Annotated in this window: 13 protein-coding genes; 6 read left to right on the forward strand and 7 right to left on the reverse strand. The window is 52.6% G+C overall.

The window, feature by feature from the left end; genetic code table 11:
* The first annotated feature begins 30 nt into the window (after positions 1-30).
* Positions 31-1,836 (forward strand): PINc/VapC family ATPase, encoded by a 1,806-nt coding sequence (locus tag PYCH_RS02970; RefSeq protein WP_013905350.1) that lies wholly within the window; start codon positions 31-33, stop codon positions 1,834-1,836.
* On the opposite strand, the gene PYCH_RS02975 is transcribed toward PYCH_RS02970, so the two are convergent.
* From PYCH_RS02975 to PYCH_RS02985, 3 genes are read right to left on the reverse strand one after another with little or no spacing between them, the layout of a single operon-like run.
* Positions 1,833-2,246 (reverse strand): GIY-YIG nuclease family protein, encoded by a 414-nt coding sequence (locus PYCH_RS02975; RefSeq protein ID WP_013905351.1) that lies wholly within the window; start codon positions 2,244-2,246, stop codon positions 1,833-1,835. The genes PYCH_RS02970 and PYCH_RS02975 overlap by 4 nt on opposite strands.
* Positions 2,243-2,719, reverse strand: a complete 477-nt coding sequence (locus tag PYCH_RS02980; protein WP_013905352.1) for an NDR1/HIN1-like protein — start codon at positions 2,717-2,719, stop codon at positions 2,243-2,245. The genes PYCH_RS02975 and PYCH_RS02980 overlap by 4 nt, the downstream gene beginning before the upstream one ends.
* Entirely contained in the window at positions 2,709-3,167 is a 459-nt protein-coding gene (locus PYCH_RS02985) for a single- stranded DNA-binding family protein (protein ID WP_013905353.1), read from the reverse strand. Before PYCH_RS02985 ends, PYCH_RS02980 begins: the two co-directional genes overlap by 11 nt.
* A 58-nt stretch (positions 3,168-3,225) precedes the next feature.
* Between PYCH_RS02985 and PYCH_RS02990 the strand changes: the two genes are divergently transcribed.
* Both PYCH_RS02990 and tgtA read left to right on the forward strand, forming a co-directional pair.
* A complete protein-coding gene (locus PYCH_RS02990; RefSeq protein WP_013905354.1) occupies positions 3,226-3,885 on the forward strand; it encodes an adenylate kinase in 660 nt (219 codons plus the stop codon).
* 111 nt (positions 3,886-3,996) lie between these two features.
* Positions 3,997-5,748 carry a tRNA guanosine(15) transglycosylase TgtA gene (gene tgtA / locus PYCH_RS02995; RefSeq protein ID WP_013905355.1) on the forward strand — a complete coding sequence of 584 codons (1,752 nt, stop codon included), beginning with the start codon at positions 3,997-3,999 and terminating at the stop codon, positions 5,746-5,748.
* On the opposite strand, the gene PYCH_RS03000 is transcribed toward tgtA, so the two are convergent.
* The 4 genes from PYCH_RS03000 to PYCH_RS03015 are packed head-to-tail and all read right to left on the reverse strand — an operon-like array spanning position 5,727 to position 9,006.
* Positions 5,727-6,554: a radical SAM protein gene (locus PYCH_RS03000; RefSeq protein ID WP_013905356.1), complete on the reverse strand. Its 828-nt coding sequence runs from the start codon at positions 6,552-6,554 to the stop codon at positions 5,727-5,729. The two genes, tgtA and PYCH_RS03000, sit on opposite strands and share 22 nt — an antisense overlap.
* Positions 6,551-7,702, reverse strand: a complete 1,152-nt coding sequence (mfnA, locus tag PYCH_RS03005) for a tyrosine decarboxylase MfnA (protein WP_013905357.1) — start codon at positions 7,700-7,702, stop codon at positions 6,551-6,553. Before mfnA ends, PYCH_RS03000 begins: the two co-directional genes overlap by 4 nt.
* 40 nt (positions 7,703-7,742) lie before the next feature.
* The gene (locus tag PYCH_RS03010) at positions 7,743-8,345 is read right to left on the reverse strand and encodes a diacylglycerol/polyprenol kinase family protein (protein WP_013905358.1); all 603 of its coding nucleotides are present in this window, start codon (positions 8,343-8,345) and stop codon (positions 7,743-7,745) included.
* A complete protein-coding gene (locus PYCH_RS03015; protein ID WP_048058181.1) occupies positions 8,329-9,006 on the reverse strand; it encodes an HAD family hydrolase in 678 nt (225 codons plus the stop codon). The genes PYCH_RS03010 and PYCH_RS03015 overlap by 17 nt, the downstream gene beginning before the upstream one ends.
* A gap of 78 nt (positions 9,007-9,084) precedes the next feature.
* On the opposite strand from PYCH_RS03015, the gene PYCH_RS03020 reads away from it, so the two are divergent.
* The 3 genes from PYCH_RS03020 to herA are packed head-to-tail and all read left to right on the forward strand — an operon-like array spanning position 9,085 to position 12,275.
* A complete protein-coding gene (locus PYCH_RS03020) occupies positions 9,085-9,330 on the forward strand; it encodes a TIGR00304 family membrane protein (RefSeq protein WP_013905360.1) in 246 nt (81 codons plus the stop codon).
* A 49-nt stretch (positions 9,331-9,379) separates the two neighbouring features.
* Entirely contained in the window at positions 9,380-10,555 is a 1,176-nt protein-coding gene (locus PYCH_RS03025; RefSeq protein ID WP_013905361.1) for a cation:proton antiporter, read from the forward strand.
* Between the two features lie 31 nt (positions 10,556-10,586).
* Complete coding sequence (herA, locus tag PYCH_RS03030; protein ID WP_048058182.1) at positions 10,587-12,275, forward strand: DNA double-strand break repair helicase HerA; 1,689 nt, start codon at positions 10,587-10,589, stop codon at positions 12,273-12,275.
* The last annotated feature ends 5 nt before the right edge of the window (positions 12,276-12,280 follow it).

Consider the following 12,280-nt stretch of genomic DNA (forward strand, 5'->3'; position numbering starts at 1 on the left):
AGGTTAGGGAACTCAGGCCGAGGTGAGAGCATGAAAGTCGTAGTTCCTGACACGAGCGTGATAGTGGATGGCAGGCTCATCCAGTACCTCCGTGAGCTTGGCGAGAAGGTTAAGGTTGTCATTCCCGAGGCCGTGATTGCTGAGATTGAGCACCAGGCGAATGCGGGGAGAGCGATAGGTCACGTGGGTTTGGAGGAACTCAAGAAGCTTAGGGCGATGGCTGACGAAGGGAAGATACTTCTTGAGTTCTACGGCGAGAGGCCGGACTTCTGGCAGATAAAGAGGGCTAAGGCGGGCGAGATAGACCACATGGTTAGAGAGGTAGCGAGAGAGCTCAACGCGACACTCATTACGGGTGACCAAGTTCAGAGGGACATAGCGATAGCTAAGGGAATCGACGTTATCTACTTAGAAAGCCGCAAGGAGCCGAGGATGAGGCTCGAGGACTTCTTCGATGAGGAAACCATGAGCGTTCACCTGAAGGCAGGGATAAAGCCTCTGGCAAAGAAAGGAAGGCCGGGAGAGTGGAAGCTTGTTCCCGTGAGGGACGAGCCTCTGACGGAGGAGGAGCTTGAGGAGATTGCTGATGATATAATCGAGAGGGCGAGGAGGGATAGGGAGAGCTTCATCGAGCTTGACGAGCAGGGCGCTACGGTTGTCCAGCTTAGGAATTACCGCATAGTAATCGCTAAGCCACCCTTTGCCGACAGGATAGAGATAACGGCCGTGAGGCCAGTCAAGAAGCTGAGCATAGAGGACTACAACCTCAGCGAGAAGCTTATGGAGAGACTAAGGGAGAGGGCCGAGGGAATACTCGTGGCGGGCCCACCTGGAGCCGGAAAGACGACTTTTGTTCAGGCTCTTGCCGAGTGGTATGCCTCCATGGGCAAGATAGTGAAGACAATGGAGAAGCCCCGCGACCTCCAAGTGAGTGAGGAGATAACCCAGTACACGGCCCTCGGAGGAAGCATGGAGAAAACGGGTGACATACTGCTCCTCGTGAGACCCGACTACACAATATTCGACGAGATGAGGAAGACGAGCGATTTCCTGATATACGCCGACCTTCGTTTAGCGGGCGTGGGAATGGTCGGTGTGGTGCACGCGACGAAGCCGATAGATGCAATTCAGCGCTTTATCGGTAGGATAGAGCTCGGAATGATACCGCAGATCGTTGATACTGTGATATTCATCAAGGCTGGCCGCGTTGCTAAAGTTCTGACTCTCGAGTACAAGGTCAAGGTACCCAGCGGCATGAAGGAAGAGGACCTAGCAAGGCCGGTTATAGAGGTCAGGGACTTTGAAACCGGGGAGCTCGAATACGAAATATACACCTTCGGCGAGGAAGTGAGCGTCGTCCCGGTCAAAAAGGAGGAAAAGGCTCCGGCATTAAGGCTTGCCGAGAAGAAGCTCAAGCAGGAGATAAAGAAGTTCTTGCCAGATGTTTACGCCGATGTCGAGATCATAAGCCCGCACAAGGCGGTCATATACGCGGACGAGTTCGACATCCCAGCGATAATAGGGAAGAAGGGCAAGAGGATAACCGAACTGGAGAAGAGGCTCGGAATAAGCATAGAGGTCAAGAGCTTCGCTGAGAAGGCACCGGAACCTAGGGAAAAGATCCCTGTGGACATCGAAGAGAAGAAGAAGAGCATAGTGCTGAGGGTCTCGCCGGACTACGCCAAGAGGCCCCTCAGATTCTATGGTGGCGGTGAGTACATATTCACCGCCACGCCGAGCAAGAAGGGCATAGTAAAGGTTGCCAAGAACACGCCCATAGGCAGGGAGCTCAAGAGACTCATAGATGAGGGCGTGGATATATGGGCCTCCCCCTAAATTTTCTCCACAACCATCCACTTCAAGCCCAGCCGTCTTAGTATTTCCTTTATCTTTTCGTCGGGCGGCTCATCAAACCTGTAGAGGTTGGTTCCCACGGAAACATCGCTCGCCCCGAAGCCAGGCACGGGTTCTCCGAACTCCGCGACCCCCCGGGAGAGCTCCTCCTCTATTCTCTTCTCGCTCGGGACCAAGTATGCCCTAAGGAGCTCGGCCTGCATCAGGAGGTAGTCTATGTGCCAGTGAGGCCTTTTCTCCTTCCTGAAGTGTCGAGCGATCCGACCCTCTAGGGAGTTCATGGCCGAACCCACGTAAACGTAGTAGCCAGCTCGGAGAAAGAAATTTCTGCCCTTTGTCTTTACATGGAAGTCCTCGGGAAGGAACAGGATGAGAAAATATCCCCCCTTCATCTCCCCGTGGTAACGTTGAAAAGAACTCCAAACGTCCCCAAGGTCGAGTTCACGTAGAACTCTCCTTCGATCCTCCACTCTATTTCCTCTAGTCTGCCATTCATTATGGCCCTGATTATCCCAGTGGGCATCGTGGGGTATCTCACCTCGAAAGTGCCCTTGAGTTTGATGGAGCTCCCAGCGGGTATCAGGATAATCCTGCTAATCTTGTAAGTGCCAATAGGGGTGTCGTTGGCAAATAGGGTGTATTCAAAGCCGTCTATCCTGACGCTCCGGTCTGTTGGATTATCTATTGTTACCGTGGCCACTAGAATAGCCCCATCCACGGATGCTTCCTCAACCTTTACCTCACTGAGCTCAATCTTGCAATCCTTTACAGGACCAACTGCAAAGTATTGGATGGCCAAGTATCCAAAATTTATTAGGGGAATGGCCATTATGAGACTCACGAGCACCAAAAGGCTACGTTTCATCCTCTTCCACCCTTAGTTTCAGGCCCGTATGTTCTTGCTTTATCCTTTCCACCTTCTCGGAAATTTCCTCACTGAGCCTTCTAAGCTTCTCGGCGAGGCCCTCTAACTCCTTTATTGCCTCCTCGAAGGCTTTCTCCATCTCCTCTATTTCTTCCATGGCCTGAGCTAGCCTCTCTTCTTCCTCTTTCCTGTAAACCTCTATCTGAAGGGAGTCGTAGTTCCAGATTATCTTTCCGTCCTGAATCTCAAAATCCACGCTAATCCTGACGACGTCTTCTTTTTTCACGCCAACCTCTCTAAACTTCTCGAAGATTGATTGATTTAGCTCTCCAGCAGCTCTCACGACCTCCTCGGGATTAACCTTGCCCCTCGTTATTGCAAAGAGCACTCTCCTAACCTTGTTGGCGTATCCAGAGGCCCGCACATAGCCAGTCATTAGCTTAGGCACGGACATCACCGTATAATTTTTAGCCACGCAGTCTATAAATCCTTATTGGTGAACCCCAGTGAACATCTTAATATTTGGTCCACCAGGGAGTGGAAAATCAACCCAGGCACGAAAGATAGTCGAGAAGTATGGCCTAACCTATATAGCCTCGGGCGATCTAATAAGGGCAGAAATATCGGCCGGAACGTCTCTCGGAAAGGAGATGGAGGCTTATCTGGCTCGGGGCGATCTAATTCCGGACACCGTCGTTAACACCCTGGTGATCTCAAAGCTCAGAAGAGTCAGGGAGAACTTCATAATGGATGGTTATCCGAGGACGCCGGAGCAGGTAATAGCCCTCGAAAACTATCTCTACGACCACGGCATCAAGATAGACGTGGCCATCGATATATTCATCCCCAAAGAGGAGAGCATTAAAAGGATATCGGGAAGGCGGATATGCTCTCAATGTGGAGCAGTATATCATGTCGACTTCAATCCACCAAAGGTGCCGGGAAGATGTGACGTCTGTGGTGGCAAGCTCATCCAGAGAGAGGACGACAGACCCGAGATAGTCGCGAAGCGCTATGATATATACACGGCCAACATGACGCCTATAATAAAGTTCTACCAGAAGCAGGGGATATACGTCCGGATAGAGGGGTGCGGCACTATAGGAGAAGTTTGGGAGAGAATAAGGCCCCTTCTCGACTACATTCACAATCTAGAGTCCCGATGAAGTATCCGAAAGGTTTTTCTTCTTCCCTATCTATCTCGGAGGGGCGATGATTTGACTCCGGAAAACCTGAGCTGATGATGACGTCCAGCCCGAATGAGCCGGGGTGGGAGGATGTTTCGCTTCGAGATAAAGGCGAGGGATGCCGCTGGAAGGATTGGGAGGCTTGAGGTTAACGGGAAAAGGATTGAAACGCCTGCGATAATGCCCGTTGTTAACCCGAAGCAACTCATCGTGACTCCGAGAGAGCTTGAGGAGATGGGCTTCGGGATAATAATCACTAACTCCTACATCATCTACAAGACTCCCGAGCTGAGGGAGAGGGCCCTTAAGGAGGGAATCCACCGACTGCTAGACTACAACGGAATCATAGAGGTGGATTCCGGCTCCTTTCAGCTTATGCGCTATGGGGGTGTCGAGGTCACCAACAGGGAGATAATCGAGTTTCAGCACAAAATAGGGGTTGATATAGGGACGTTCCTCGACATCCCTACACCTCCCGATGTTCCACGCGAAAAGGCTGAGGAGGATCTTAAGATAACGCTTGAGAGGGCGAGAGAGGCCGAGGAGATGAAGGAGATACCAATGAACGCAACCGTCCAGGGCTCCACGTATCTCAACCTAAGGACGCTCGCCGCAAGAAGGCTTAGTGAGATGAACTTCGAAATACACCCCATAGGGGCTGTTGTTCCCCTTATGGAGTCCTACCGCTTTAGGGAGCTCGTAGATGTTGTCATTGCGGCGAAGCTTGGCCTTAGACCAGACAGACCGGTGCACCTCTTCGGCGCTGGTCATCCTATGATATTCGCCCTCGCCGTGGCCATGGGGGTGGACCTCTTCGACTCCGCCTCTTATGCCCTCTACGCCAAGGACGACCGCTATCTAACTCCAGAAGGAACGAAGCACCTAAATGAGCTCGAGTACTTCCCCTGCTCCTGTCCCGTATGTAGCCGCTACACTCCCCAGGAGCTCAGAGAGATGCCAAAAGAGGAGCGGATGAGGCTCTTGGCAATCCATAACCTCTGGATGCTCAGGGAGGAGCTCAACCGTGTGAAGCAGGCCATAAGGGAAGGAGAGCTCTGGAAATTAGTTGATGAGAGAGCGAGAGCCCATCCTAAGCTTTACGCGGCCTACAAGAGGTTGCTCGACTACTACAAATTCTTGGAGGAGAACGAACCCATTACAAAAAAGTCGGCCCTGTTCAAGGTGAGCGAAGAAACCCTTAGATGGCCCATCGTGAGGAGGGCGAGGGAGAGAGCTGAGCGCGTGAAAGAGATTTTCCCCGAGACCTTGAGGCACCCAATATTCGGTGAGATTCCCAAGTACCTCTCGCTTAGCTATCCATTTGCTCAGAGCGAGGCCGAGGAGGATTTCACCATCGAGAGGCCGTCGAGAATGGATGCCAAGAAGTACGTGATGGCCATAGCTGAGTACCAGTTCGGCCCCGGGGCAGGAGAAGCCTTCAAGGATGCCTTCGTTGAGCTCTCTAAGAAAACGGGGATGCCGAGGCAAGTTAAGGCCAAGGGCGTCCATCTGGCCACGGTCAGGGCTGACGATGGCCTCCTGACGCTCGGCATCGAGGGGGCTAGGAGGCTTCATACCGTTCTGCCTTATCCCAGGATGCGCGTCGTGGTGAGCGAGGAGGCGGAGCCCTTTGTGAGGGAGGGCAGGGACGTCTTCGCAAAATTCGTGCTCTTTGCTGACCCAAACATACGGCCCTACGACGAGGTTCTTGTGGTGAACGAGAGGGATGAGCTCTTGGCGACGGGTCAGGCCCTGCTTAACGGCAGGGAGATGGTTGTCTTCACGACGGGAAGGGCCGTGAGGGTGAGGAGAGGAATAGCTCAAAGGACGCAGCACTCATAGAGTATTTCCACTTCCCTAACAGTCTTCGCCCACCCAAGGACATTCTTCGGTGGGTTCGTCAGTCTGTCGATGTCCGCTAAAATAGCTTTCCTATCAAACTCCTCTCTCCATCTTCCGAAGGGCCTCATGCACCCTACGCTTATCTCGCCCCCAAAGTGTTCGCGGGCGTATTCTACGACCCTAATTGTCTCATCAACGCCAGGTTTTGGAACGCCCTCCATCTCAGTTCCCTTTGTGGGTATCAGGACGTTAAGGACGAGGACATCTATCGGGTACTGGGCGAGCGTGTCGATGGCACTAAACTCCCAGTGAATCCTGCCGAAGTCGAGCCCTATAGTTATGTGCGGCGCCACCTTTATCTTGTTCTCTGTGAGGAGCTCCAGAATTCGAAGGTAGTCCTTCACGGTCTTGTCTATCTTGTAGACGCGCCTTATCACGTCATCATTGCCCACGAAGTCGAGGGAAACGATGTCCACGTATCTCAGCCACTCTAAATCGTCTTCATCGATAAAGCCCACGTGGGCGTTTAGCTTCAGGCTCGTCTCCCTCTTTATCGCCTTTATCTCCTCCGCGAACCTATCGAGGGGAACCTTGAGCCGCTCGTCGAGGCCACCGCTCAGCAGGCAACCCATGTATCCTTCTCGCTCAAGTGCCTTACAATAGTCCACGAGGTTTCTCCGCGTAACCTTCAGCATTCCCTCAAGGTAGTGATGATCACAGTGGGCACAGTTGAGATGGCAGTAGTTTCCCGTGACCGATATCGGGGGAAACTTCACGCTTGGAATGTAGACCTTGAGCTTTCTCATCCAAGAACCTCCCTCAAATCCCTCAGGAACGCCTCCAAGTGGTCTTTCCTCACGTGGGGCATCATGACTATCCTTATGTAGCCCCTGTGGGCACTTACACCCCAACCCCTCCCCTTCAGGACCCTCTCAACACGGGGCAGGTTCTTAGTCTTGAAGGCCACTATGTTGAGCATGGGTTCCCTAACGAGCCACGCTCCAGCGGTGTTCTTAATCTCTTGGGCGAACCACCTAGTGAGCTCCATCGCCCTGGCGACTATCTCCTTGTAGCCCTCGAAGCCGAGGTGCTTTATGAGGGCCCACACAGCCAGCGCGCTTGCCCCCGGCCTCGTACCAGTTATAGTGGCCTGCCACACCTTTCCCCCAGCCAGATAGGGGGCCAGAACGCTTATCACCTTGATGAACTTCTTCCTCCTGAATATTATCCCCCCGGCAGGAATGGGGGCCATGCCCATCTTGTGGGGGTCTATGGTCACGCTCTGAACTCCCTTCAGCCTGAAGTCGAAGTCAGGCAGGTCGTAGCCGAGGGCTTTCGCAAAGGGTATCACGAAGCCCCCAAAGGCAGCATCGACGTGAAGGGGGACGCCGTAGTCCCGAGCCAGATCGCTGAGGGCCGGGATGTCATCCACGACGCCCAGCCCAGTAGTTCCCGCTATGCCAACGATCCCTATCGTGTTGTCTCCTATCTTGCTCTCTACATCTCTCACATCCACCGTGTAATCGCTCTTAAGCTCAGCCCAAACGAGTTTCACGCCGAGCATTTCACCGGCCTTTATGAATGAGAAGTGGGCACTCTTCGGTAGTATAAGTTCGGGCTTCTCGACGTCGGCCATGTTGCGGAAAGCTCGAACGGCCAGTATATTGGCCTCCGTTCCCCCGGAGACTATGTGGCCGTATGCCCTTTCGAGGTGGAGAAGGTCACCAAGCATCTGAACGGCTTCCCTCTCTATCCTCCTGCTCCCCACGTGAAGCCCCGGGTCACCAAGATTCCTGTCTATGAACCTGCAGAAGACCTTGATGGCGAGTGGATGGGGCATAGTACACATAGACCCTAAGATCCTGCCTGAGTCAAACGTGAGATCTTCCCGAGTTAGCCTCTCCAGCTCCTCCAAAACTTCCTCTTCATCCATTCCCCTCTCCGGAAATCGCATGGTCTCACCACGCCTCCATATTTCGATGGCCGTTTAAAGTTTACCCTACAAGCCAGAGAGCAACAGCTACGGCGAGCTGATTCGAGAAGTTGTCGTCTGGTGGCAGTTCGTAGAGCTCTGCCACGGTCCCGACAAGGGAACCTAAAACGGCGGGAAAGATGCCAACTAGGGGCGTCAGAATCAGAAGGCCAGTCACGAAGTAAGCGAGGCTCCCTTCGAGGCTCTTCCCATTGCGGAATCTGTGCCTTCCGAAGGGCTTGCCAATTATCGCCGCCATGGCATCGCCTAGGGTCGCGAGGGTTATGCTTCCAAGAGCAACCTCCCTCGGAAAGAGCAAAACCACGAGGAAAGCCGCGCTTGTGAAATATATGTGGGCTCCGATTCCCCTCCTCTCGTGTTCTCTGGCTATGCCATCTATTTCCCTCTCCAGCTTTTCAACGACGTGGTTTGGAAGGCCGAGTTTCCGCTTTGCCCTCTCCCTGAGATCTTCGATGACGCGGAAGGGTTCGAGGGCCAGAAAGATGACGAGGGCAAAAGCCGTGAAGAAAAGGGCCGCATGTCTGCCGAGTAGGAGATATACGAGGGGCACGCTCAGACCTGTTAAATGGAGGGCCTTCCGTTTAATCTCAAGCTTTATGCTCACGTTCTATCACCTCTAAGGCCTCAGAGAGGTTCTTAACGACGAAATCGGCATGTCTTGCCTTTCTTCCTTTGAAGTACCCCCTTCTCACAAGTATCGTCGTCGCGCCGATGCTCTTGCCACCCTTCATGTCCGTCTCGTCCCTGTCACCCACAACGAACATCCTTCTCTCCTTTGGAAACATTCTCTTCGCGAGGATGAAGTTGTGGGGCTCGAACTTCGTGTGACCCGTCTCCCCGCTTATTATGACACCATCGAGATACCTAGCAATGCCAAGATGCTCTATCTTCCGCCTCTGCCACCTCGCCGAGGAGTCCGTGACGAGAACGATCTTTGCTCCCATCTCCTTCAGTCCTCTTAAGAATGGTTCTGCGTCTGGGTAAAGGTGGAGGTGCGAAAAGAAAGCCTTGTCAAACTCCTCGGCTATATCACTGTAATTCTCTCCCTTATAAATCCTCCCCATAACCTTCTGGACTATCTCGTCGAGGCCAAGAAGGTGGAGCTCCCTCATCTCCTCTAGTTCCTTATACCTCCTCGAGGCGACGTAGAGAAATGCTCTGAACTTTCTCAGCCTGAATATTCTGGGAAGTAGCCTTATGGCGGCCTTCTTGGCTGCCTCCCACGTGTTGCAAAGGGTGTCGTCGAGATCTACTATCACAAGCATCGCTCTCGGTTGAAGTATATGAGGACTTTAAAAATGCTTTTGGCAAAAGCCTTTAAATCGGCCCGAAGAGTTTAGACCATGCGGGGCGAGCTCCTCACAGTCCTAGGCATAGTCCTAATCCTCGTGGGCTTCCTGCTGGTTTTTATCGGAACCATGATGTCGGCTTTAAGCGGTGAGAGCGAGGTCGAAGGAGGCGGCGTAATAATGATAGGGCCCATACCAATAATCTTTGGCACTCAAAGGGGTGCCACGCTGGCTATGGTGCTCGCGATAGTACTCATGGTCCTTTGGTTCCTCCTTGCTCTAGTCTCTCGAATGAAGTAAGGAGCCATGTAGCCAAACCACCATACAACGGAGAGGAGGAACAGCTAAGATGAATTACATCCTCGGCATATCCATACTCCTCGTTTTTGCTAAGAGCCTTGAGTGGCTCCTGGAGAAGAAGGACATACATCCAATACTCGCTCACATAACAACAGGGATAATCCTCGGACCCTTCGTCCTAGACCTCGTCTCCCCGAGTGAGCAGCTCAAGGTTCTGAGCGAGTTTGGCCTGCTAATGATGATGCTCTACATGGGTCTTACGAGTAATTTCTCGGCGATAGCTCAGAACACCCAGAAGGCCCTTGTGGTTGCTTCCTTCGGCGTGGCCTTCTCCTTTATCCTCGGCTATCTAACCGTGAGGGCCTTCGGCTTTCCCTTTGTGGCGGCCATCTTCGTGGGAGTTACCCTTGGCAACACGGCTATAGAAGTCACCAGCGGCGTCCTCGTGAAAGAGCGCGTTGGAAGGCTAGTGTCGTCAGTTCTCATGGGCGCGGCCTTCGCGGACGACATAATAGCGGTTTACCTCATAGGTGTCGTAACCGCAATGACGAAAGGGAGCTTAGACTTAATTTCCATTGTCCTCCTTACCCTTAAGATAGCTCTCTTCCTCGTTGCCACGCTCTTGATTTCCGAGTTCGTGTTTAAGCGTTCCCACTGGTTCTATGCTGTCGTTAGAAACCTCAACGTCTTCTTCACTTTCACCATAATCCTGACCTTTGCCCTCGCTGTGATTGCAGAGGAGATTGGCCTGAACCAAATCATCGGAGCATACCTTGCTGGTCTGACGATAAGCAGGCTCAGGGAGAGGAAGGATCCTCTCGTAGTCAGCAAGATAAAGCTGAACGAGCTCATAAACGACCTCCAGGTGGTCCTCACAGAGTTCTTCATACCCCTCTTCTTTATCTACGTGGGTTTGATGTTTAATCCGCCCCTGGAGAAAGTTAGCATTCCTCTGATACTCGCCCTCTACGCCTCCGCAGTCCTCGGCAAACTTATTGGTTGTAGCCTCGGCATGAAATTATTTAGAGCTTCCTGGAGCGATGCCATCCTCGTGGGAATTGGAATGGGAGGGAGAGGAAGCCTCGAGCTCGCCATACTGAAATTTGGCCTTGAGAGCGGAATAATAGATCAGAGCCTCTTCGCCACCATAATAATCATCTCCATGCTGACGGCCCTCACTACGCCCATCTTTTTCAAGCACGCGATAAAGAAGGTTAAAAAGTAGTGGGAGAGTATTTAAGGGGAGGGTGGTGTTAATGAAGGTATTTGAGGGCGATCCGGTTGGTATAGTCCGAGGTGAGGCGAGCTTTTCAAGCTTTGAGTTCTCCGTTAGTCCAGAGGCAAAGCTGTCCTTCGGAGAGTTCGTCGTCACGAAGAACCGAAACGGCGAGTGGGTGATAGGGACCGTGAGGAAAATTGAAAACATGAACTGGCTTCTCTCAGGCGGTAAGAGCAATTACAACTCACTCCTCCTCGACATACATGAATATGGAGATAGCATTGGGGTAAACGAGGAGATAAGAGCCACTGTTAGGATTCTCGGGAAGCTAAGCTTCGGAAGCTCTGTGGAGGTTCTCCCAAACAGGGTCCCAATACCCAACGGTGAGTTCGTTTATCTCGCCAGTGATGAGGTTCTTGAGGAGATGTACAGGCCCACGGGTGGGAGCATGGAGGTCGGAACCCTGCTCATGAGAGATTCCGTGAAGATAAGCCTCGACGTCGATGAACTCGTCTCGAGACACTTCGCGGTTTTGGCCGTCACCGGTGCTGGAAAGAGCAACGCGATAGCAGTTATGGTTGCCGGAATAGTAGAGGGGCTCGGCGGGACGGTTGTGGTACTCGACCCCCACGGGGACTACGTGAGGCTCAGGTTACCTAAAACAGGGGATGAGCTCGTGAACGTCATAGATGCCAGAATAACGCCTGAGTTGCTGGACAGTGATGAGCTTGCGGAAATCCTCGGCGTGAGAAGGGACGCCCAGATACAGAGGACATTCCTTGAAAGGGCTTGGGACACGGTGAGGCAGGGGAACCAGAACATAGGTGGAAGGGAGCTCCTCGTAAAGCTCAGGGAGAAGCTTAACGAGTGGGTCGAGAATGGTGGAGGAGAGTACTGGGACCCCTTTGAAGGGAGATATAAGAAAATTGAGAACCTCGACTCGAACACTAAAAATACCATTCTCAAGGTCGTTATGAGGATTTCGCGCTTCCTCAGGAACTATGGGCATTTACTGACGAGCGAAGACCTTCTAGCCAAGATCGAGGCCGGAAAAGTTAACGTCATTGACCTTGCCCCCCTCGAGGAAGAGCAGATGAAGGTTGTGGTTTCGAGGTTCCTTAGGAGGCTCTTTGAGGCGAGGGTTGACTACGAGAGCGCCCTCAAGAGGGAGGAGTCAGGAAAAGTTGACGAGGAGCTTTTGAGGGAGAAGAGAAGAATAGAGGGCATGTACCCAGCTCTGACAGAGCCAGTCCTCGTGATAGTGGAGGAAGCCCACATATTCGCCCCACAGGGGGAGGAGAGCGATGTCGCGAGGATACTTGGAAGGATAGCGAGAGAGGGGAGGAAATTTGGAGTAGGCCTTGGTATAGTTAGCCAGAGACCAAACAGGCTCAACGAGGACGTCTTGAGCCAGACGAACACTAAGATAATCCTCAGGATAGTCAACCCCAAGGACCAAGAATATGTGCTGAGGGCGAGTGAACAGCTGAGCAAAGATTTGCTCGACGACATAGCAGGACTCGGCAGGGGAGAAGCTGTCATAGTCGGTCAGGCCGTGAAGCTTCCAGCCCTCGTGAAGATATATGACTTCAAAAAGCTAGGCGGTAACTATGGTGGAGGCGATATAGGGGTCGTTGAGAGGTGGAAGAAGCGAGTGGCGGCTCAGAAAGCCGAAAAAGAAGTCGAAAGACTTTATGGCGAGCTTGGTGTTGATGTTGATTGGTGAGGTGC

This window comes from Pyrococcus yayanosii CH1, from assembly GCF_000215995.1.
GTDB lineage: Archaea > Methanobacteriota_B > Thermococci > Thermococcales > Thermococcaceae > Pyrococcus > Pyrococcus yayanosii.